The organism is Cupriavidus necator (genome assembly GCF_013141915.1).
Classification (GTDB): Bacteria; Pseudomonadota; Gammaproteobacteria; order Burkholderiales; family Burkholderiaceae; genus Cupriavidus; species Cupriavidus necator_B.
The window spans coordinates 424623-446496 of record NZ_SROX01000002.1 but is presented as its reverse complement, the minus strand read 5'-3'; the positions used below and the strand labels follow the sequence as shown (position 1 = coordinate 446496).

Annotated in this window: 19 protein-coding genes and 1 tRNA gene; 9 read left to right on the top strand and 11 right to left on the bottom strand. The window is 67.6% G+C overall.

Annotated features, from left to right (window positions below):
* Positions 1-30: 30 nt before the first annotated feature.
* Together E5S69_RS07030 and E5S69_RS07025 are read right to left on the bottom strand one after the other, a co-directional pair.
* On the bottom strand, positions 31-1365 hold the full coding sequence (locus E5S69_RS07030; RefSeq protein WP_171514289.1) for a CmpA/NrtA family ABC transporter substrate-binding protein: 1335 nt from the start codon (positions 1363-1365) through the stop codon (positions 31-33).
* Between the two features lie 366 nt (positions 1366-1731).
* A complete protein-coding gene (locus E5S69_RS07025) occupies positions 1732-2373 on the bottom strand; it encodes an ANTAR domain-containing response regulator (RefSeq protein ID WP_171514288.1) in 642 nt (213 codons plus the stop codon).
* Between the two features lie 207 nt (positions 2374-2580).
* Between E5S69_RS07025 and E5S69_RS07020 the strand changes: the two genes are divergently transcribed.
* Positions 2581-3282, top strand: a complete 702-nt coding sequence (locus E5S69_RS07020) for a fumarylacetoacetate hydrolase family protein (protein ID WP_171514287.1) — start codon at positions 2581-2583, stop codon at positions 3280-3282.
* A gap of 4 nt (positions 3283-3286) precedes the next feature.
* The gene (gene maiA, locus E5S69_RS07015; protein WP_171514286.1) at positions 3287-3934 is read left to right on the top strand and encodes a maleylacetoacetate isomerase; all 648 of its coding nucleotides are present in this window, start codon (positions 3287-3289) and stop codon (positions 3932-3934) included.
* Positions 3935-4003: 69 nt separating this feature from the next.
* On the opposite strand, the gene ftsY is transcribed toward maiA, so the two are convergent.
* Positions 4004-5197, bottom strand: coding sequence for a signal recognition particle-docking protein FtsY (ftsY, locus tag E5S69_RS07010; RefSeq protein ID WP_171514285.1), 1194 nt, complete (start codon positions 5195-5197; stop codon positions 4004-4006).
* Between the two features lie 229 nt (positions 5198-5426).
* Here ftsY and E5S69_RS07005 point away from each other — a divergent pair, with 229 nt between their 5' ends.
* The 5 genes from E5S69_RS07005 to E5S69_RS06985 all read left to right on the top strand — a co-directional run bounded on the left by E5S69_RS07005 (position 5427) and on the right by E5S69_RS06985 (position 10144).
* Positions 5427-6974 carry a M16 family metallopeptidase gene (locus tag E5S69_RS07005; RefSeq protein WP_171514284.1) on the top strand — a complete coding sequence of 516 codons (1548 nt, stop codon included), beginning with the start codon at positions 5427-5429 and terminating at the stop codon, positions 6972-6974.
* Positions 6975-6984: 10 nt separating this feature from the next.
* Positions 6985-8367: a M16 family metallopeptidase gene (locus E5S69_RS07000; protein WP_171514283.1), complete on the top strand. Its 1383-nt coding sequence runs from the start codon at positions 6985-6987 to the stop codon at positions 8365-8367.
* Between the two features lie 61 nt (positions 8368-8428).
* The gene (gene rsmD / locus E5S69_RS06995) at positions 8429-9076 is read left to right on the top strand and encodes a 16S rRNA (guanine(966)-N(2))-methyltransferase RsmD (RefSeq protein ID WP_171514282.1); all 648 of its coding nucleotides are present in this window, start codon (positions 8429-8431) and stop codon (positions 9074-9076) included.
* A gap of 254 nt (positions 9077-9330) precedes the next feature.
* Positions 9331-9816: a pantetheine-phosphate adenylyltransferase gene (gene coaD / locus E5S69_RS06990; protein ID WP_092307516.1), complete on the top strand. Its 486-nt coding sequence runs from the start codon at positions 9331-9333 to the stop codon at positions 9814-9816.
* A gap of 67 nt (positions 9817-9883) precedes the next feature.
* Entirely contained in the window at positions 9884-10144 is a 261-nt protein-coding gene (locus E5S69_RS06985; RefSeq protein ID WP_012351650.1) for a YfhL family 4Fe-4S dicluster ferredoxin, read from the top strand.
* Positions 10145-10259: 115 nt separating this feature from the next.
* Here E5S69_RS06985 and E5S69_RS06980 read toward each other — a convergent pair whose 3' ends face one another.
* The 8 genes from E5S69_RS06980 to E5S69_RS06945 all read right to left on the bottom strand — a co-directional run bounded on the left by E5S69_RS06980 (position 10260) and on the right by E5S69_RS06945 (position 18561).
* Positions 10260-12131, bottom strand: a complete 1872-nt coding sequence (locus E5S69_RS06980; RefSeq protein WP_171514281.1) for a PhoX family protein — start codon at positions 12129-12131, stop codon at positions 10260-10262.
* Between the two features lie 207 nt (positions 12132-12338).
* Entirely contained in the window at positions 12339-12935 is a 597-nt protein-coding gene (gene pth / locus E5S69_RS06975; RefSeq protein WP_171514280.1) for an aminoacyl-tRNA hydrolase, read from the bottom strand.
* Between the two features lie 150 nt (positions 12936-13085).
* Entirely contained in the window at positions 13086-13703 is a 618-nt protein-coding gene (locus E5S69_RS06970) for a 50S ribosomal protein L25/general stress protein Ctc (RefSeq protein ID WP_171514279.1), read from the bottom strand.
* 134 nt (positions 13704-13837) lie between these two features.
* Entirely contained in the window at positions 13838-14791 is a 954-nt protein-coding gene (locus E5S69_RS06965) for a ribose-phosphate pyrophosphokinase (protein ID WP_171514278.1), read from the bottom strand.
* A gap of 97 nt (positions 14792-14888) precedes the next feature.
* Positions 14889-14965, bottom strand: a tRNA-Gln gene (locus E5S69_RS06960).
* Positions 14966-15037: 72 nt separating this feature from the next.
* Positions 15038-15928 carry a 4-(cytidine 5'-diphospho)-2-C-methyl-D-erythritol kinase gene (gene ispE, locus E5S69_RS06955; protein WP_171514277.1) on the bottom strand — a complete coding sequence of 297 codons (891 nt, stop codon included), beginning with the start codon at positions 15926-15928 and terminating at the stop codon, positions 15038-15040.
* The gene (gene lolB / locus E5S69_RS06950; RefSeq protein WP_171514276.1) at positions 15925-16524 is read right to left on the bottom strand and encodes a lipoprotein insertase outer membrane protein LolB; all 600 of its coding nucleotides are present in this window, start codon (positions 16522-16524) and stop codon (positions 15925-15927) included. Before lolB ends, ispE begins: the two co-directional genes overlap by 4 nt.
* Before the next feature lie 90 nt (positions 16525-16614).
* Positions 16615-18561, bottom strand: a complete 1947-nt coding sequence (locus E5S69_RS06945) for a tetratricopeptide repeat protein (RefSeq protein WP_171514275.1) — start codon at positions 18559-18561, stop codon at positions 16615-16617.
* 153 nt (positions 18562-18714) lie between these two features.
* Here E5S69_RS06945 and mutM point away from each other — a divergent pair, with 153 nt between their 5' ends.
* Together mutM and E5S69_RS06935 are read left to right on the top strand one after the other, a co-directional pair.
* Positions 18715-19593, top strand: coding sequence for a bifunctional DNA-formamidopyrimidine glycosylase/DNA-(apurinic or apyrimidinic site) lyase (gene mutM / locus E5S69_RS06940; protein WP_171514274.1), 879 nt, complete (start codon positions 18715-18717; stop codon positions 19591-19593).
* 260 nt (positions 19594-19853) lie between these two features.
* On the top strand, positions 19854-21806 hold the full coding sequence (locus E5S69_RS06935; RefSeq protein ID WP_171514273.1) for a dynamin family protein: 1953 nt from the start codon (positions 19854-19856) through the stop codon (positions 21804-21806).
* Positions 21807-21874 lie beyond the last annotated feature (68 nt).

Here is a 21874-nt window from a genome sequence, read left to right as displayed (position 1 = left end):
TCTGGCTCCTTTCGTCAGGGGCACTGCGAGTCAATCGGAAGGCTGGCTGCGGGCCTTGATCTTGAAACCATCGGCGTAGGCTTTGGGGTTCTTGCCGTCCCAGACCACGCCGTCGATCAGCTTGGCGCTGCGCATGTCGCTCGCGGGCAGCGGCACCTGTGCCGCGGCGGCGGCCTGCTTGTAAACATCGATGCGGTTGACCTGCTTCGCCACCGCCAGGTAATCCGGGTGGGCCTTGAGCAGGCCCCAGCGCTTGTGCTGGGTCAGGAACCACATGCCGTCGGACAGGTATGGGAAATTGGCGCTGCCGTCCTGGTAGAACTTCATCGCGTCGGGGTCGTCCCAGGTCTTGCCCAGCCCATTGGTGTAGCGGCCCAGCATGCGGTCCAGGATGATGTCCATGTCGGTGTTCACGTAAGACTTGGCGGCGATGGTTTCAGCGGTCTTGCGGCGGTTGGAGGCGGAGGCGTCGATGAACTTCGACGCCTCCAGCACCGCCGCCACCATCGCACGCGCCGTATTCGGATACTTCTGCACGAACTCCGCGGTGGTGCCCAGGGTCTTTTCCGGATGGTTCTTCCAGATCGCCTGCGTGGTTTCGGCGGTAAAGCCGATCTTGTCGGCAATTGCGCGCGCCCCCCACGGCTCGCCCACGCAGAAACCGTCCATATTGCCCACGCGCATGTTGGCCACCATCTGCGGCGGCGGCACCGTGATGGCCTTGGCGTCCCGCATCGGATCGATGCCGTTGGCGGCGAGCCAGTAGTACAGCCACATCGCATGGGTACCGGTGGGGAAGGTCTGGGCGAAGGTGTAGTCGCGCTTCTCCTTCGTCATCAGCGCCCTCAGGCTGGCGCCGTCCCTGACGCCCTGCTCGGCCAGCTTGGCCGACAGCGTGATCGCCTGGCCGTTCTGGTTCAGGCTCATCAGCACGGCCATGTCTTTCTTCGGCCCGCCGATCCCGAGCTGCACGCCATAGACCAGGCCGTAGAGCACGTGGGCCGCGTCCAGCTCGCCATTGACCAGCTTGTCGCGCACGCCTGCCCACGAGGCTTCCTTGGTCGGCGTGATCTTGATGCCGTACTTCTTGTCGAGTCCGAGCGCGGCCGCCATCACTACCGAGGCGCAGTCAGTCAGCGGGATAAACCCGATGCGCACGTCGGTCTTCTCGGGTGCGTCAGAGCCCGCCGCCCAGGCGCCAGCGCGCACCAGCGGGTCGACCAGCGTCATCACGCTGGCACCGGCGATGGTCGCGAGTGCGCGGCGGCGGCCGCTGCTGGCCGGTACCGCGTCGGCAGCGGCAGCGGCGTCGGCGTTGTGGACGGCTGCGTGCAGCGGCCTGGCATGGCAGAGGCGAGAGGGCATTGCATGGCTCCAAGAAAAAAAGCGTCCCCGGCGCGGCCGGCTTCGCCAGAAGACCGGTGCGGTGTGGGGACGCCGTTGTCCGTGGCGTGATACGGCCCGCGTTGGCCGCATCCGCCTGATTGGGTGATCGGCCGCCGTTGGCCGATGCCTGCATGACGCAAGCGGTATGCCAGCACTGTGCGGTGCAACATTTCCGGGCATCTTGTGCCGGAACGGGGCGAAATGGGCGGGGGCGGTGCGTACGCGGAGATGGCCGCCGCATTCCGAATCGAGCGGGGCGGGCAGGGCGGGCCCCGGCGTGGCGCGACGAACCTGCGGCGCACCAGCCGCGTGCGGCTACGCACCGCGGCTGCGCGCCAGGGCGGCTCAGCCCATCACGTCGATCACGCGCTGGGCGGCGTCAACCAGTTTCAGTCCGCGTTCCATCGCCATGCTGCGCAGGCGCTGGTAGGCGTCTTCCTCGCTGAGGCCGCGCGCCTGCATCAGCAGGCCCTTGGCACGTTCCACCACCTTGCGCTCAGTCAGCTTCAAGCGCGTGGCGTCGAGTTCGGCGCGCAGCTGCTGGTCCAGTTCAAAGCGCGCATAGGCGACGTCTAGCACGGTCTTGACGCGCTCCGCGCGCAGGCCATCGACGATATAGGCGGTAATGCCCGCGCTCAGGGCGGCCTTGATGCGCTGGGTGTCGTCGTTATCGGTGAACAGTACGATCGGGCGCGGGGCGTGCTGGGTCGAAACGCACACATGCTCGATGGTGTCGCGCGCGGCAGACTCCGACGCGATGATCAGCATGTCGGGCTGGGTGGCGGTGATCACGTCGGGGAGCCGCAGGTCGGCATCGACGATCTGGATCTCGCTAAAGCCCGCGTTCACCAGCCCGCTGCGGATCGTCTCGACGTTCAGGGGGTCGGTGTCGAGCGGGTCGCGCACGAGGAGGATACGCAGCACCCGACCCGTGGCGGGGGGCGAAGGCGCGGGCGTGGGCGTTGGGGGCGGATGGCGTCGTGTCATGGCTGGCTCTGTTGCAGTGCGCCATGCAAGATTCGCGCCGGGCAGCGCAAAACAGGGTGCGCCAGTCCGGTGCAGCGGCGCCGCGAGCGTGCCTGAATTCATTGTATGCGCCCGTACGCAGAGGCAGCCCGCGGTGTATCCTGTTGCCCTGCTGCGCCCGGCACCGGGCTACGTCGCAGCACCGATCAGAACTATCTGGAGAGATGCATGACCGAATTCGTGTTCGCCCCGCCCGCGCCCGTTGGCGTGCCTGTGCGCGGCAGCGACGCCAGTTTCCCGGTCCGGCGCGTGTACTGCGTCGGCCGCAATTATGCCGCCCACGCCCGGGAAATGGGCTCGGACCCCGACCGCGAGCCGCCGTTCTTCTTCTGCAAGCCGTCCGATGCGGTCAGCTATGTCGCCGACGGCACCGAAGGCGCCTTCCCTTACCCGCCAGGCACCAGCAACTGCCACTATGAAGTGGAGCTGGTGGTGGCGATCGGCAAGGGCGGCCGCGATATCCCGGTCGAACAGGCGGCCGGCCATGTGTTCGGCTACGCCGTGGGCCTGGACATGACGCGCCGCGACTTGCAGAACGAATCGAAGAAGACCGGCCGCCCGTGGGAGACCGGCAAGGCCTTCGACAAATCCGCGCCGATCGGCCCGATCGTGCCGGTCTCGGCCATCGGCCATCCGGAAAAGGGCGAGGTCACGCTGTCGGTCAACGGCGCGGAAAAGCAGCGCGGCGACCTGTCGGACCTGATCTGGTCGGTGCCGGAGATGGTGTCGTACCTGTCGAAGCTGTTCGAGCTGCAGCCGGGGGACCTGATCTTCAGCGGCACGCCCGAGGGCGTGGGCCCGGTGGTCAAGGGCGATGTCATGCGGTGCCACGTCGGCGGCGTGGGCGATCTCATCATCAAGGTAGTCTGAACCGATGCTCAAGCTTTACAGCTATTTCCGCAGTTCGGCCTCGTATCGCGTGCGTATTGCGCTGGAGCTCAAGGGCCTGTCCTATGACTACGTGCCGGTGCACCTGATCAAGGAAGGCGGCCAGCAACTCAAGCCCGAGTTCCGCGCGGTGAACCCGGACGGCCTGGTGCCGGCGCTGGCCGACGGCGAGCACGTGCTGCAGCAGTCGCTGGCGATCATCGAGTACCTGGACGAGGTCCACCCCGAGCCGAAGCTGCTGCCCGGCACGGCGCTGGACCGCGCCTATGTGCGCGGGCTGGCGCAGGAAATCGCCTGCGAGATCCATCCGCTGAACAACCTGCGCGTGCTGAAGTACCTGAAGCACACGGTCGGCGTGACCGACGAGGTCAAGGATGCGTGGTACCGCCACTGGATCGAACTGGGCTTCGCCTCGTTGCAAGCCAACCTTGAGCGCAACGGCAAGGCCGGGCGCTTCTGTTTCGGCGACACGCCCACGCTGGCCGACCTGTGCCTGGTGCCGCAGGTGTTCAACGCGCAGCGCTTCAATATCGACGTGACCCGCTATCCGGCGATCGCGAAGGTCTTCGAATCCTGCATGGCCTTGCCGGCGTTCCAGAAGGCGGAGCCGAAGTCGCAGCCTGACGCGGACTAGCCGCCGGCAAGCCGCAAAGCACAAACGCCCCGGCACTGCCGGGGCGTTTTGCGTGGAGCATGACGGGATTTAACCCAGCAGCGCCTCGGCGAACTCGTCCGCCCTGAATGGCTGCAGGTCTTCGACCTTTTCACCCACGCCGATGAAGTACACCGGCACCGGACGCTGGCGCGCGATCGCCGCCAGGATGCCGCCCTTGGCGGTGCCGTCGAGCTTGGTCACGATCAGCCCGGTCAGGCCCAGCGCGTCGTCGAAGGCGCGGGTTTGCTGCAGGGCGTTCTGGCCGGTGTTGGCGTCGATCACCAGCAGCACCTCGTGCGGCGCGCTCGGCATGGCCTTGCTGATCACGCGCTTGACCTTTTTCAGCTCTTCCATCAGGTGCAGCTGGGTCGGCAGGCGCCCGGCGGTGTCGGCCATGACGATGTCGAGGCCGCGCGCCTTGGCCGCGTTGACGGCATCGAAGATCACCGCCGCGGGGTCGCCGCTTTCCTGGGCCACCACGGTGACGTTGTTGCGTTCGCCCCAGATCGTCAGTTGCTCGCGCGCGGCGGCACGGAAGGTGTCGCCGGCGGCCAGCAGCACTTTCTGGTCATAGCGCTGGAAGTGCTTGCACAGCTTGCCGATGCTGGTGGTCTTGCCGGCGCCGTTGACGCCCGCGATCATCATCACCAGCGGCTGCTCGCGGCCCAGCGCCATGGTTTTCTCGAGCGGGCGCAGCAGCTGCGTCAACAGCTCGCGCAGGGCCGCCTTGACGCCGTCGGCGGTTTCGATGCGTTCGGCCTTGACGCGCTTGCGCAGCTCGCCCAGCAGGTACTCGGTGGCTTCGACGCCGGCGTCGGCCATCAGCAGCGCGGTTTCCAGTTCCTCGAACAGGTCCTCGTCGACCTTGACGCCGACGAACAGCGTGCCGAGATTGCGGCTGGTCTTGGACAGGCCGGTGCGCAGGCGCTGCATCCAGCCCTGCCGGGCTTCCGCGCTGGGCGCCGGGGGCGGCACCAGTTCCAGCGACTCGGCCGGCATGGGCACCGGGATTGCGGCGGCCACGGGCGCCGGCGCGGGCGGGGGCACTTGCGCCGGCACCGGGACCGGCACCGGCACGGATGCCGGAACCGGCGCGGGCGTTGGCGTCGGGGCTGGCGCCGGAGCGGGAGCGGGCACCTCCGGAGCGGGGGCCGGCGCTGGCGCGGGCGCCGCGACTGGCGCCTCGATGGGCGCCTCGACGGGCGCCGGCTCGGCCTTGCGCTTCTTCCAGAAACTAAACATTGGGGAACGGGGTCAATATCGGGGCCGAAACCCTGGCGGCTGCCAATGCCAACAGGCAACCGGTGATTAATCAAGGGGTTACGCAGGCTTCGCGATGGCTGGGGAGAAACCGTTGTGGTCCCGGCCGGCGATTGCGTATAGTTCGCTACATGGGTTTACTACACGGCGGATTCGCGCGCGGCGTTTGCGCACGCGGATCGATCGGCAAAATTCTAGCAGACGGGGTCGCATGAACCATTGCGCTGTCCTGACCACAGCGGGCGCACCAGGCGCCGAAGCCGGCGTCCAAGCGCGCATCCGGCGCCACGCATCACCTTTCCAGGTCTTATCCGCAAACGCAGCGCGGCTGGCGCGGCGAGTCATTCCCGCGTTGCTCGTGGCCGCGCTGCCCTGGTCCATGCCGGCGGCGGCACAAGGCGTGGTGGCCTCGCCGATGCCGGGCGCGCAGACCGCGCCGGCCGGCGCGACCGCGCAAGGCACGACCGAATACCGCCTGTCCAACGGACTGCGGCTGATCGTCAAGGAAGACCACCGCGCCCCCACGGTGGCGCACCAGGTCTGGTACCGCGTCGGCGGCATCGACGAAGTCAGCGGCACCACCGGCGTGGCCCATATGCTCGAACACATGATGTTCAAGGGCACGCCCAAGGTTGGGGTGGGCGAATTCTCGAAGCAGGTGGCGGCCCTGGGCGGGCGCGAGAACGCCATGACCAATCGCGACTTCACCATGTACTACCAGCAGATCGGCAAGCAGTACCTGCCGAAGATGATGGAGCTGGAAGCCGACCGCATGGCCAACGTTGTCATCACCAAGGATGAGTTCGAGCGCGAGATGAAGGTGGTGATGGAAGAACGTCGCCTGCGCACCGACGACTCCGCGCGCGGCACGGTCTACGAGCAGCTGCTGGCCACGGTCTACACCGCCGCCGCCTACCGCCACCCGGTGATCGGCTGGATGGACGACCTGGTCAACATGCGCGTGGACGACGTCAAGGATTGGTACCGCCACTGGTACGTGCCCAACAACGCCATGGTGATCGTCACCGGCGACGTCAAGGCCGACGAAGTGCGTGCGCTGGCCGAGCGCTACTACGGCAAGCTCAAGCCGCGCGCGCTGCCGCCGCGCAAGGACCAGGAAGAGCCGGCGCAGAAGGGCATCAAGCGCATCTGGGTCAAGGCGCCCGCTGAAAACCAGTACATGGTGATGGCGTACAAGGTGCCGCGCCTGCGTGACGTAGAGAAAGACGTCGATCCCTATGCGCTCGAGGTGCTGTCGGCCGTGCTCAACGGCTACGACAACGCGCGCCTGACGCGCGAACTGGTGCGCCAGCAGCGCCTGGCCGACGACGTCAATGTCGGCTACGACAGCATCAACCGCGGCGAGTCGCTGTTCGTGCTTGACGGCACGCCGGCCGCGGGCCACAACACCGAAGAGATCGAACGCGCGCTGCGCGCCGAGATTGAGCGCATCGCCAGGGAAGGTGTGTCGCCCGAAGAGCTCAAGCGGGTCAAGGCGCAGGTGGTGGCCGGCCAGATCTACAAGCGCGATTCAGTATTCGGCCAGGGCATGGAGATCGGCGTGTCCGAGATCTCGGAGATCTCCTGGCGCCAGATCGACCGCATGCTCGACAAGATCAAGGCCGTCACGCCAGCTCAGGTGCAGGCCGTCGCCGCCAAGTATTTCAATGACGACAACCTGACCGTGGCCACGCTGGTGCCGCAGCCGATCGATCCGAACAAGCCCAAGTCCCAGGCCCCTTCGGGCCTGCGCCACTGAGAACAAGGCGATGACCCAGTCCGTCACTTCCGCCCCGCGCTCGCTGCGCAAACTTGCCGGCGCCGCGTTGGGTGCCGCCCTGCTGCTGGCCGCGCAGCTGGCGCAGGCAGCGATCCCGATCGAACACTGGACCGCGTCCACGGGTGCCCGGGTGTACTTCGTGCATAGCCCGTCGATCCCGATGCTCGACATCAACATCGACTTCGACGCCGGTAGCCGCTATGACCCGCAGGGCAAGGCCGGGCTGGCCACGCTGACCGCGGCCCTGCTGGACAAGGGCGCCGCCGCGCAGGACGGCCAGCCGGCGCGCGATGAGGCGAAGATTGCCGATGCCTTTGCCGATACCGGTGCCGCCTTTGGCGGCGCGGCCGGCGGCGACCGCGGCGGCATCGGGCTGCGCACGCTGACCGCGCAGCCGGAGCTGGACCAGTCGGTCGCGCTGGCGGCGCAGCTGATCAAGGCGCCGACCTATCCGGACGCCGTGGTCGGGCGCGAGAAGCAGCGCCTTATCACCGCCATCCGCGAAGCCGACACCAAGCCTGGCGTAATCGCCGACAAGGCGCTGGCCCGGGCCATGTATCCCGACCATCCCTACGGCGTTGCCGCGACCCCGGACAGCGTGGCGTCGATCACGCGCGACGACATCGTCCGGTTCTGGCGCGACAACTATGGCGCGCAGCGCGCGGTGGTGACGCTGATCGGCGCGGTCGACCGCAAGCAGGCCGAGGCCATCGCCGAGCAGCTGACGCGCGGGCTGCCGCCAGGCAGCGCCGCGCCAGCGCTGCCGCAGGTGCGGCTGAAGATCGCGCCCAGCGAGCAGCGCCTGCCGCACCCGGCGCAGCAGTCCAGCGTGGCGCTGGGCCAGCCGGCGATCGCGCGGGGCGACCCGGACTATTTCGCCCTGCTGGTGGGCAACTATGTGCTGGGTGGCGGCGGCTTCAGCTCGCGCCTGACCGACGAAGTGCGGGAAAAGCGCGGCCTGACCTACGGCGTGGACAGCTACTTCGCGCCCTCCAAGCAGCCGGGGCCGTTCGGCATCAGCCTGCAGACCAAGAAGACGCAGACCGACGAAGCGCTGGCGCTGGTGCGCCAGGTGCTGGCGCGCTTTGTCGCCGAAGGCCCGAGCGAAAAGGAGCTGCGCGCGGCCAAGGACAACTTGGTCAACGGCTTTCCGCTGCGCATCGACAACAACCGCAAGTTGCTGACCAACGTGGCCAATATCGGCTGGTACGGGCTGCCGCTCGACTACCTCGATACCTGGACCGCGCAGATTGGCAAGGTCACGCGCGAACAGGTCAGGGCGGCGTTCCAGCGCCATGTGCACCCGGACAACATGGCCACGGTGATCGTCGGCGGGCCGGTCGGCGCCGCGCCCACGGCTGCCCGGCAGTGATGCCGGCGGCGACGGCGGCATCGCTTGCGGCGGACCGCGCCGCAGGCTCTACAATCACGGCATGAATTCGCGTTCCCGCTTGCCCTCGCCCGCCCCGCGCGGGCGATCTCCCGTGTCTCCGGTGCCGCGCCAGGCACCCGCTCAGGTCCGCATCATTGGCGGACGCTGGAAGCGCACGCTGCTGCCGGTGCCTGATGCCCAGGGCTTGCGCCCCACGCCTGACCGGGTGCGCGAGACCCTGTTCAACTGGCTGGGCCAGGACCTGTCCGGGCTGGAATGCCTGGATCTGTTCGCCGGCTCCGGCGCGCTCGGCTTCGAGGCTGCTTCGCGCGGTGCCGCCGCGGTGACGCTGGTCGAATCCAATGCGCGCGTGGCCCGGCAATTGCGCGATAACCTGACCCGTCTCGAGGCGCCGCAGGTGCGGGTGCTGCAAGGCGACGCCTTTGCCATTGCCGCGCAACTGCCGGATGCCAGCTTCGACGTGGTGTTCCTGGACCCGCCCTTCGCCGAGGACTGGATCGGCCCGTCGCTGGCGCACGCGGCACGGCTGTCGCGGCCGGGCGGGGCGGTCTATGTCGAGACCGACCACCCGCTGACCGGCGCCGATGCGCCGGTGCCGGCAGCGCTCGAGATCGTGCGGCACGCGCGCGCCGGGGCGGTCCATTTCCACCTGCTGCAGCACCGTGTGCCGGGCAACGGCGCGGCCTGATCCAGCCTGATTCGCCGGTGCGCGGCACCGCGCCTGGCGTCGCGGTTCCAAAACCGGGAAGGGCCCCTTCCTGATTGCGGAACCGATTCTTAGCTGCACTGCCGCAAAACGGTGCCTCCCGCGACTTCCTGGCGGGGCATTTAGGGTTACACTACGCCGCTGTCACAACGCTCGCGACGCAGCACCCACGCCGGCCCGGCCGGCGCAAGCGGCGGCCCATCCAGGGCCGGCAGCGGGCAGATCAAGGAGGAAGTATGGTCAGCGCGGTCTATCCCGGCACCTTCGATCCAATGACCCGGGGACACGAGGATCTGGTCCGCCGTGCGTCGAATATCTTCGACGAACTGGTGGTCGGCGTGGCGCAGAGCCCCAACAAGCGCCCGTTTTTTTCGCTCGAAGAGCGCATCAGCATCGCCCGCGAAGTGCTCGGGCACTATCCCAACGTGCGGGTCGAGGGCTTTTCCGGACTGCTCAAGGACTTCGTGCGCAAGAACAATGCGCGCGTGATCGTGCGCGGCCTGCGCGCGGTGTCCGACTTCGAGTACGAGTTCCAGATGGCGGGCATGAACCGCTACCTGCTGCCCGACGTGGAGACCATGTTCCTGACCCCGTCGGACCAGTACCAGTTCATCTCCGGCACCTTCGTGCGCGAGATCGCGGTGCTGGGGGGCGACGTCAGCAAGTTCGTGTTCCCGTCGGTGGAGCGCTGGCTGCAAGAGAAAATCGCCAAACCGGAATAAAATACGGCTTCAGACACGTCAGACCGCGGCCAGTCGGGCGCGGGCGTGTCCGCAGGAAGGAAACACCATGGCGCTGATGATCACCGACGACTGCATCAACTGCGACGTTTGTGAACCCGAGTGCCCGAACGAAGCCATTTCGATGGGGCCCGAGATCTATGAAATCGACCCCAACAAGTGCACCGAGTGCGTCGGGCATTTCGATGAGCCGCAATGCCAGCAGGTCTGCCCGGTTGCCTGCATTCCCAAGGATCCGAACCGCGTCGAGACCCATGAGGTCCTGATGCAGCGGTACCGGCTGCTGACGGCGGCCCGGCACGCGGCCTGACTCCTGGCACGCGCTGCACCGCTTCCGCCGCGCAAAAAAAGCCCCCGGCACCGCAAGGTGACGGGGGCTTAACCTTTCCCCAATTACTACGGTTACTGCCTACTGCACTGCGCGGTCAGGCGCCGATCGGCTTGCCGTCCGCTCGGCGCACCACGATGGTGGACGAGCGCGGCGGCTTGGCCGCGTCCGGCCACTTGCCGGTCGGGTGCTGGATGTTGATGAAGCAGGTAGTCAGGTCCGGCGTGTAGGCGATGCCGGTGATCTCGCAACCAGTCGGGCCCGCCAGGAAGCGCTTCGACTGGCCCGTCGGCGAGATGTAGTACATGCTGTTGTTGCCGAAGGTACCGGTGTAGGTGGCGCTGGTGCTCGAGTCGGTCTGCACCCACAGGCGGCCCTTCGGGTCGACGCGCAGGCCGTCCGGGCTGGAGAAGGTGTCGCCGTTGATGTTGCCTTTCAGGTTGTCGGTGGCCAGCGACGGGTCGCCGGCCTGCAGCAGGATGCTCCAGGTGAAGGTCGTGGCCAGCGGCGAATTGCCGGCTTCATTCCACTTGACGATATGGCCGTGCAGGTTGTTCTTGCGCGGGTTGGCGGCGTCGGTCTGCTGGCGGCCGCCGTTGTTGGTCAGCGTGCAGTAGAGCGTGTTGTCCGGTGCGGCGGTGATCCACTCGGGGCGGTCCATCAGCGTGCCGCCGGCCACGCGCGCGGCAGACTTGGTGTTGATCAGCACGTCTGCCTGGGTGGCGAAGTCCACCGTGGTCGGCGCCGGCGATACCGCCGACTGGGTCCAGTTGCCCGGGTCCGAGGCACCGACCGTCAGGCCGTTCTTGCCTTGCGCCAGCTCGATCCACTGGCCGCTGCCGTCGGCATTGAACTTCGCCACGTAGAGCGTGCCGCTGTCGAGCAGGTTGGCGTTGGCGGCACGGTTGTTCGGGTCGAACGCCTTGCTCGGCACGAACTTGTAGATGCAGCCCGGCGTGCCGTCGTCGCCCATGTAGAAGGCGACGTTGTGGCTGGCATCGGTGATGAAGGCGACGTTCTCATGGTCGAAGCGGCCCATGGCGGTGCGCTTGGCCGGCGCCCCCAACGTGCCGTACGGGTCGATCTCAACCACCCAGCCATAGCCGTTTTCGGCCTGGGTCGGGTCGATGTAGTTGTCAGTGCTTTCTTCACAGGTCAGGTAGGTGCCCCACGGCGTATAGCCGCTCGAGCAGTTGTTGAGCATGCCGACCACGGTCGCGCCCACCACCGGCGCCGCCGGGCCGCCGACGCGGTACAGCGTGTTGCCGGTGTAGCGCTTGTTGTAGACCGAGTCGCGCTTGACCTGCCACTTGCCGCTGGCGGCCAGTTCCACTTCAATCACCGAGATGCCCACCGCGGACAGGGCGATGCGCTTCTGCTCGGGGCTTGCGGTGGCGGCAACGTAGGCGGTCGGGAACAGGATGTTGTAGTCCGGCAGCTCGTGGTTGATCGCCAGCAGGCCGCCCTTTTGCGGGTCGACGCCGGGCAGTGCGAAGTAGTGCATGCCGTCATGGTTGCCGCCGGCCTGGCGCTCGGTCTCGGCCGACGACTGGAACGCGCCGGCATAGCCGGTGGCGCCGGCTTCGACCGGGTCGCCGGCGGAGAACAGCACGTCGACGCTGTAGCCGCTGGGCACCACCACGGTATCGGCGGTGGACTTGGCGATCGGCTCGAAGGTGACCTCGTAGCTCGGCGTGGCCGGGGACGGTGCCGGGGCGGGCGCGGGAGCCGGAGCCGGAGCCGGAGCCGGGGCGGGTGCGGGCGCCGGAGCGGGATCGTCATCGCCGCCGCAGGCGGCCAGCAGGCCGCTGCCGAACGCCGAGACCAGCGACAGGCCCAGGCCGCCGCGCAGCACCCGGCGGCGGGCCGGGTTGGCGGCGACGATATCCTCGAGCCTCTGGCCGGGCACGTCAACGTCGGGCTTGGCGGCGCGGCTTGCGGCGCGCGCTTCGTCGGTCAGGTACGACATGGGCTTTCCTCCTGTGGGATGTCATGCGCATCGGCAACCATGCGATACCGACGCGATTGGAAACCCCGCAATGTAGGTGCCGCCCATGGCACTTTGATGACACCATGTCTGCAACAGCAGACTGGTGCGGCCAAACGACGACGGACCGCGGATGCGGCCCGTTTTCATGCTGATGTCGCAGGAATATGCGTGGATGCCCTGCGGTGGTCAGCGCGTGGTGTGCAGCTGCGCCATGGCGCGCTCGGCGTCGCCGCGGGCCAGCAGGCCAAGCGGCTCGATGCAGCGGTCGATCGCGGCATCGATGGCTTCCTGCTCCTCGCGCCGCGGCGGCTTGAGCACGAAGTTCACCACGTCCTCGCGGCCCGCGCCGGCACCGCCGGGCGCATTGCGCGGATGGCCCACGCCCAGGCGCAGGCGCCAGTAGTCTTGCGTGGTCAGGTGGGCGGAGATGTCCTTGAGACCGTTGTGGCCGCCCGCGCCGCCGCCGCGCTTGAGTTTGGCGGCGCCAGCGGGCAGGTCCATCTCGTCATGCACGACCACGATCTCGTCGGGGAGGATCTTGTAGAAGCGCGCCAGCGATACCACCGCCAATCCGGAGCGGTTCATGAAGGTTGACGGCTTGAGCAGCCAGACCTCCTGGTCCCAGAGCCGGGCGCGCGCGGCCAGCCCATGGAAGCGGCCCTCCACGCGCAGCGTGGCGCCGCCCATGCGGGCCAGCTGGTCCACCAGCCAGAAGCCGGCGTTGTGTCGGGTGGCCTCGTACTCCGCACCGGGATTGCCGAGGCCGACGATAAGCTTGATCATGCGTTTGACTGGGTCGTTGGCGCGCGGGACTGCGCCACAGGCGCCAAGGATACCGAAAAACCGGCAGTCCGCTGCCGGGCGAAAAAAAACCGCCGCAAGAGCGGCGGTTTCTTCGTGGCGCGGCCCGCGGGCCGCCACCGCTGCGGCAGCTTAGGCAGCCGGGGTTTCGCCAGCGGCTTCGCCGCCTTCGGCAGCTTCCGACACGGCGCCAGCCGGTTGCGAGATGCTGGCGATGGCCGGGTTGTCGTCACCGTGGGTGATCACGGTCACGCCCTTCGGCAGCTTCAGGTCGGACAGGTGCAGGGTCTGGCCCAGCTCCATCGCGCCGACGTCCACTTCGATGAACTCGGGCAGGTCGGCCGGCAGGCACGACACTTCCAGGTCGTTCACGATGTGGTTGACGATGCCGTGGCCCAGCTTCACGCCAGGAGCGACTTCCTGGTTCATGAAATGCAGGGGCACCTTGACGTGGATCTTGTCGTTGGCGGACACGCGCTGGAAATCAACGTGCAGCACCAGCGGCTTGAACGGGTGCATCTGGAATGCGCGCAGCAGGGCCTTTTCGCTCTTGCCGGCCACTTCCAGGTCCAGGATCGACGAGTGGAACGCTTCCTTCTTCAGGGCGTGCCACAGCGCGTTGTGATCCAGTTCGATCATCTTCGGCTCGGCGGCGCCGCCGTAGATGATGCCGGGGGTCTTGCCCGAATTGCGCAGGCGGCGGCTCGCACCCGTTCCCTGTACGCTACGCTCGAAAGCGACAACTTTCATGATGACTCCAAAAAGTAAGAAGGCTGTCCGCGACCAGACAGCCTCGTTGCGGCGCAAATCAGCAAACCATGCGCCGATCAGGTCACGTTGACCGCCAAACCAGGGCGATCAACGCAGTAAAGCCAAAGATTCTATCAGGAACCCGCGAACAGCGACATGATGGAGTCGCCCTTGACGATGCGGGTGAAGGTCTCGGCCAGCAGCGGGGCGGTCGAGAGCTGGCGGATCTTGGTGCACTTTGCAGCTTCCTCGGACAGCGGGATGGTGTCGCACACCACCACTTCGTCCAGTGCCGAATCCGCGATGCGGGCCGCCGCGCCGCCCGACAGCACAGGGTGCGTGCAGTAGGCGAAGACCTTCAGCGCACCGCGCTCCTTCAGTACCTGGGCGGCCTTGCACAGCGTGCCGCCGGTGTCGATCATGTCGTCCATGATGACGCAGTTGCGGCCGTCGACTTCACCGATGATGTTCATCACCTCGGCCACGTTGGCCTTGGGACGGCGCTTGTCGATGATCGCCAGGTCGCAGTTCAGTTCCTTGGCCAGCGCGCGGGCACGGACCACGCCGCCGACGTCCGGCGAGACCACCAGCAGGTCGCCGTAGTTCTTCTCGCGCAGGTCGCCCAGCAGTACCGGCGAAGCGTAGATGTTGTCGACGGGAATATCGAAGAAGCCCTGGATCTGGTCGGCGTGCAGGTCCATCGTCAGCACGCGCTCGACACCAGCGACCTCGAGCATGTTGGCCACCACCTTGGCCGAGATCGCGACGCGCGCCGAGCGCGGGCGGCGGTCCTGGCGGGCATAGCCGAAGTAGGGCATGGCGGCGGTGATGCTGCGTGCCGAAGCGCGCTTGAGCGCATCGACCATCACCATCAGTTCCATCAGGTTGTCGTTGGTCGGCGCGCAGGTGGACTGCAGCACGATGACGTGCTTGCCGCGAACGTTTTCCTGGATTTCGACCTGGACTTCACCGTCGGAGAAGCGGCCAACCTGGGCCTTGCCTAGCGGAATGCCGAGGTGCTGTACGACAGCCTCCGCGAGTTTGGGGTTGGCGTTGCCGGTAAATACCATCAAGCCTTCGCTGCTCATTCGGGGCACCTGTCTTGCTGCTGGGGGAGCTTGGTGTCACCGGCGAAGCCGGTGACTTGGAAGATATCGTGTTCCGTTAGGACACTATAGGAAGTAATGGCAGGGGAAGAAGGATTCGAACCTTCGAATGCCGGAATCAAAATCCGGTGCCTTGACCAACTTGGCGACTCCCCTACACAACCGGGCCGTTCTTCGTGGTACCAGACTGCCATGTGACAGTGTCATACCGCGCCGAACGAAAACTTGCTATGCGAACGTCGCGAGCGGGTGTTGTGCCAGACTTCTCACACACCTGCCATCCCATGCGGGCGGCAACCTTTCCAAAACCTGCTGCGCTGTCGTTGCGTCGGGAAAACGCGCAAACACGCAGGCTCCGGATCCGGTCATCCGGGCATGCTGATTGTGTTGCTTCAGCCATGCCAGGGCTCGGGCGACTTCGCCGAACTTCGCTGTTGCGATCGGTTCCAGATCGTTGCGACCGAAATCGAATTTGTTTGCACGAGCAGCGAAGACCGCAATTATGGAGAGCGGCGTATCCCTTGTCAAGCACGCGTCCGAAAAAATTTCAGCGGTGGGGACATGCTGCTTCGGATGGATGATCACGAACCAGCTGTCGGGCAGCTCGACCGGAGTCAGGTCCTCGCCAATGCCCTGTGCAAAGGCGTTCTGTCCGAGCACGAACACCGGCACGTCGGCGCCCAGCGTCAGCCCGATCCGCATCAGTTCGGCGCGTGGCAGCCCCAGGCCCCACAGGTGGTTCAGCGCCAGCAGCGTGGTGGCGGCGTCGGAAGAGCCGCCGCCGATGCCGCCGCCCATCGGCAGCACCTTGTCGATGGCGATGTCGGCGCCGAACGTGGTGCCGGTGGCGGCCTGCAGGGCGCGCGCGGCCCGCACCACCAGGTCTGTTTCGGCCGGCACGCCCGGCACCTCGGTGATCCGCGCGACCACGCCGTCGTCGCGGCGGCGGAAATGCAGCGTATCGCACCAGTCGACCAGCTGGAACACGGTCTGCAGCGTGTGGTAACCGTCGGCGCGGCGGCCGGTCACGTGCAGGAACAGGTTGAGCTTGGCCGGCGCGGGGCAGTCGCGCAGTTCGGGCGGGGGCAGGGGATGGCTGCTGCGGGTGGCGCGGTTCATGGTGTCAAGGGATCGATCACGAGCCGCACCGACAGCGGATTGCTGCCGGCGTCGCGCGCCAGGTCGATGCGGCGCGGCACTGGCGTCGGCGCGGCGCTGTCTTGCCAGGCGACGTAGCGCACGGTCCAGCCGTTCTGCGCCAGCGTCGCCAGCCGGCCCTGCTCGTCGCGCGTGGCGCGTGCCGGGGTGCCCCGGGTGGGGCGCCCGTGCAGCCAGTCGCGCATGCCGGCCACCGGCAGCGCAAAGCCCAGCGCTTCCTCCATCAGGGTATCGACCTCGGGCGCGTTGCGCGGTGGCTGGTTGGGCAGATCGAGCGTGGCGCCCGAGGGCGTGGCGGTGACCACGGCCAGGGTCTGGCCAAGCGGCGAGACCAGGTCCAGCCGCACGTTGCGGCCCTGCTCCTCCCAGCGGAAGCTGCCCTGCACGCCCTCGTCGCGCCCGTAGCGCACGTAGTTGGCGGAGAAGCGGCCGGTGTAATGCTGGCTGGCGGCATCGTGGTCGACATCAAAGCTGCGCGACGGCGCCACGCTGGCGCACGCCTGCAGCAACAGGGGCACGCCAAGGCAAAGCAGCGCCAGGCGTCGGGATCGGTTCATGGGCGTGGTCGTGAGGACGGCGGCGCGGCGGCCGCCGGCTGACGGGGATCCGGCGCCGCGGGCCCCGTTTGCGGGCTGCGGCGCGCGGGCTTACTTTGACTGCTGCACGTTAACCTTGTAGCGGCGCAGCGTGTCGACCAGGGTCTCGTTCTCGGGATCGATGCGCACCGCCTCGGTCCAGGTCTTGCGGGCCTCGTCGTGCTCGCCGAGGTGCCACAGCACCTCGCCCAGGTGCGCGCCGATCTCGGCCTCGGGGGCCTTGGAATAGGCGTTGCGCAGCAGGTCGGCCGCCGGGCGCAGGTCGCCCATGCGGAATTTGACCCAGGCCAGGCTATCCATGATGTACGGATCGTCCGGTCCCAGCTCGGAGGCGCGCTCCAGCAGCCTGAGTGCCTCGGGCAGGCGCTCGTTGCGGTCCGCCAGCGAATAGCCGAGGGCGTTGTAGCCCTGCTTCTGCTGCGGCTGCAGCGCAATCACGCGGCGCAGGCCGGTTTCCATGCTGGCGTAGCGCTTCTGGCGCTCGTCGAGCATGGCCAGCTCATAGATCCAGTCGGCGTTGTCGGGCTCCGCCGCGACGCGGTCGTTCAGCACCTTGCGGGCGCGGTCGTAGGCCTTGTTCTCCATCAGCGTGGCCACTTCGGCCTGGCGGATGGCGGTCACGCGCTGCGAGCGCTGGCCGGGGTCGGAGATATCCTCGGCGTCGCTGAGCATCTCGCCGAACAGCGCCTGCGCGTCATCGAGCTTGCCCATGCGCGCCAGCAACTGGGCGCGCTTGGCGGTTGCCGCCGGCGCCAGGCGGATGTCCTCGATGCGATCGAGCCAGCGGATCGCGCCCGCGTAGTCCTTGCGTTCCTCGGCGATCTGCGCCAGGTACTGATACGCGATATCGGGATTGGCGCTCGGCTGGTTTTCGACCAGCCGCAGGTATTCCTGCAGGTACTGCTCGGCCTCGCCCAGGTTCCTGGCCTGCAGGCTGGTCAAGCCCAGTGCCAGCGGCACGCGCGGGTCGGCGGGGGCCACCTTGCGCAGCGTCTCGAACTCCTGGCGAGCCGCCGGCATGTCGTTCTTCAGCAGGTACAGCCGCGCCAGCGTGATATGGCCGTTGACCGATTCGGGCGACTTTTCCAGAAAGCGCTTGAGCACCGCCACGGCTTCGTCAGGTTGCTTCTCGGCGCGCAATTCTGCCGACATCAACGCAGCCGCTTCATAGCCGGGCCGCAGCCGCAAGGCCTGGTCGAGCGCGGCCAGCGCGCCAGGTTCGTCGCCGGCGACTTCGCGCGCGCGCGCCAGTGCCAGTTGGGTTTCCGGCAGCTTGACTTCGTTGCGGGTCAGGTCCTGCAGCAGCGTGGCCGCGCCGGCCGGATCGCTGGTGCGCGACAGCTGCTGCTGCAGTTGAAGGATGGCCTCGCCGCGCTGGCCGGCCGGCACCGCAGCCAGTTGTTGCTGCAGCAGCGGGCGGGCGTCGTCCCAGCGGCCGTTGAGCACCAGCAGGGTCGATAGCACCTGGCCGGCCGCGGGCGAGGCCGGGCTGATCTCTTTCCACAGGCGTGCAGCGTCAAGCGCCTGCTGCGGGATGCGCGCGTTGAAGGCGATCTCGGTGGCACGCTGGGCGAAGCGCGGGTCGCGGGTCTGGCGCGCCAGTTCGAGGTAAGTGCGGTAGGCCGGCCCGACCAGGCCGCGCTGGATGGAAATCTCGGCGGCCAGCACCATATAGACGATATCGTCGGTCAGTTCCAGCGATGGCAATGCCGGCCGCGCCGGCTTGGCCGCGGGGGTGTCCGCCGCGGCCAGTTGCAGCATGGGCAGCGCACCCGCGCCGACGGCGGGCGCGGCGTGGGTGGCACTTGCCGCCGCAGCCAGCAGGGCGCCGGCGGCGAGCGCGCGCGCATGGCGCTGGGGAGCCTGCCACCAGTGGGCCAGGCGGCTGGCACGGCGCGCCGTGCGCGAGTTGGCGCCCCCCGGCGATGTGGTCAGGCCGCCGCCCGTGGTGGCTGGCAACGTGGAGTCCGGCATCAGGTCCGGCATCAGGTCCGACATGTATTGAGTGCTCCGGCGCGCGCTGGCGAAGGATGGGAGATTGCGCATTGATAAGGGCATTGTAGCCTGCCGCTACAATGCGCTGCTTGCCGCCGCAGGCCGGCGCCGGCAGGCGCTGCAGCAGTTTTGAGCGGTAACCAACGGAGAGGTTCGATGCCTGAATTGCCTGAGGTCGAGGTGACCCGGCGCGGCTTGCTGCCGCATGTGGTGGGGCGGCGCATCGCCGCGGTCACGGTGCGCCACCGCGGCCTGCGTTGGCCGGTCGACACGGAACTCGAGGCCAGCCTGGCCCAGCGCGTGGTGCGCCGCATCGAGCGCCGCGGCAAGTATCTGCTGCTGGAATGCGTCAGTCCCGACGCGGCGCAGCCTGCGGGCTGGCTGCTGGTGCACCTCGGCATGACGGGCACGCTGCGGGTGCTGCCCGAGGCACCGCCGCCGGGCGTGCACGATCACTTCGACCTGGTGCTCGACGCCGCGCCCGGGGCAGTGCCAGGCCAGCAGCCTGGCACCATCGTGCTGCGCTTTCGCGATCCGCGCCGCTTCGGCGCCATCCTCTGGACCACGCTGCCGGAGGCGGAACTGCCGTCGCATCCGCTGCTGAGCACCCTCGGCATCGAGCCTTTCGATCCTGCCTTCGACGGCGCCTGGCTGCACCGCCACACGCGCGGCCGCAGTGCCGCGATCAAGACCGTGCTGCTCGCTGGCGCCATCGTGGTGGGGGTGGGCAACATCTACGCGTCCGAAAGCCTGTTTCGCGCCGGTATCCGTCCGACCACCCCGGCCGGGCGCCTGAGCCGCGCGCGTTGCGAGCGGCTTGCGCAAGCCGTGCGCGACACCTTGGCGCAGGCCATTGAACGCGGCGGCAGCACCTTGCGCGATTTTGTCGGCAGCGACGGCGCCAGCGGCTACTTCCAGCTGGACTGCTTTGTCTACGATCGCGCCGGCCTGCCGTGCCGGGTCTGCGCCACGCCGGTGCGCCAGATCGTGCAGGGCCAGCGCTCTACCTTCTATTGCCCCAACTGCCAGCGCTGACAGCCGGCGGAGTGCTGCAGGGTACGCCGCGCCGTCATGAGTCGATGGGTCGGCGCAACACTGGCGTGGCCGCCGCCGTCCGAGGGGCGCGAATTCCACAAAAGCGCCGTGGAAACCTGTATCGTGTGCGCAGTCATAAAAAGTTACAAAATGGCCGGCCGCATGCCATGCAGAAAGGGCGCGGACCGGCATTGCGTGACCACGGGCATGCCGCACAGGGTGGCCGCCCCGAGGTAAAACCAAGTCAGCCCAACAGGTCCATGACAACGCTCGCCCACCAATTCGAACAATACGGCGCCTGGAGAACCGAAGTCCTCCAGTCACTGGCCGAATTCCAGTCGTGGCTGCAGCAGCACGACCTGTACGATGCGCAGGCCGACGAGCGCGTGCAGCGCATCCATAGCGTGCTGCGCAGCGACCGCCTCAAGGTCGCCTTCATCGCCGAGTTCTCGCGCGGCAAGAGCGAGCTGATCAACGCCATCTTCTTTGCCGACTACGGGCGCCGCATCCTGCCGTCGTCGGCGGGGCGCACCACCATGTGCCCGACCGAACTGCGCTACGACGAGGCCGAGCCGCCCAGCATCCGCCTGCTGCCGATCGAGACGCGCCTGCAGGACGCCTCGACCGCTGACTTCCTCGAGGCCGGCACGTCGGCGTCGCACTGGCATTCGGTGCCGCTCGATCCGTCCTCGCCCGAGGGCATGCTGGAGGCATTCCAGCATGTGGTGCAGACCATGCGCGTGCCGCCCGAGCAGGCCGAGGCGCTGGGGCTGTACCACGAGAACGATCCCGATGCCGCCTACGCGGTCGACGCCGAGGGCATGGTCGAGATCTCGCGCTGGCGCCACGCCGTCATCAATTTTCCGCACCCGCTGCTGCGCCAGGGCCTGGTGATCCTCGACACGCCAGGGCTGAACGCGATCGGCACCGAGCCCGAGTTGACGCTGCGGCTGATTCCGGATGCGCATGTGGTGGTATTTGTGCTGGCCGCCGACGCGGGCGTGACCAAGAGCGACCTGGAGCTGTGGCGCAGCCATGTCGGCGCCGGGCACCGGCGCGGCTGCCTGGCGGTGCTGAACAAGATCGACGGGCTGTGGGATCCGCTGCGCCAGCCGGAAGAGATCGCGCAGGAGATCGCGCGGCAGGTGTCGACCACGGCGCAGGTGCTGGGCATCGACCAGTCGCGCGTGTATCCGGTGTCGGCGCAGAAGGGGCTGGTGGCCAAGGTCACGCATGACGATGGCTTGCTCGCGCGCAGCGGCCTGCCGGAATTCGAGCACGTGCTGTCGGACCAGCTGATTCCGCGCCGGCGCGAGATCGTCTCGGACCAGGTGTACCGGCTGGTGCAGGACATGGCGCGCGCCGCGCAGCAGCTGCTGCAGAGCCGCCGCCGCGACATCGTCGAGCAGCTGTTCGAACTGCGCGGCCTGCGCGGCAAGAACCATGCGATGGTCAAGCACATGCTGATGCGGGTGCAGGGCGAGAAGGACGAATTCGAACAGAGCATCAGCAAGTTCCAGGCGCTGCGCCTGGTCTTTGGCCGGCACAGTGCCGACATCATCAAGAGCCTGCAATTGCGCGACGTGCGCCGCACCATGCGCAGCGCGCGCGAGCAGATGAAGGAGCGCTTCTTCTCGCGCGGGCTGCGCGAGGACATGGAGGCATTGTTCGCGCAGCTGAGCGGGCTGGTGAGCGATGCCGACAACAAGATCGGCCAGCTGCACCAACTGATCGAAAGCATGTACCGGCGCTTCAATGCCGAGCACGGCTTCACGCTGCCCGCGCCGATGCAGTTCACCGCCGAGCGCTACCTGGCCGAGCTGCAGGAGACGCTGCGGCTGGTGCAGGCGCATTTCGGCACGATCAGCATGCTGACGCGGTCGCGCCCGCAACTGGTGCAAAGCGCGTTCAACACCATGGCCAGCCGCGTGCTGGAGAATTTCCGTGGCCTGAACCGCGATATCGAAGTCTGGCTCAAGTCGGTGATGACGCCGCTGGAGGCGCAGGTGCGCGAACACCAGAAGCAACTGCGCCGGCGTGTCGATTCGATCGAACGCATCCATGAAGCCACCGACACGCTGGAAAGCCGCATCGCCGAGCTGGAGGAAGTGCTGAACGGGCTGGACGAACGCAGCGGGCGCATCGAAGGCTTTGTCCAGCGGCTGATGCGGCCGGCGGCAGGCTCCGACAGCACCAGTCTGGCGGTGGCCTAGCCCGCTTTGCGGGACGGTATATCATGTGGCGCCGCGCCTTGCGGCGCCTTTTTCTTTGGCGCGCCGAC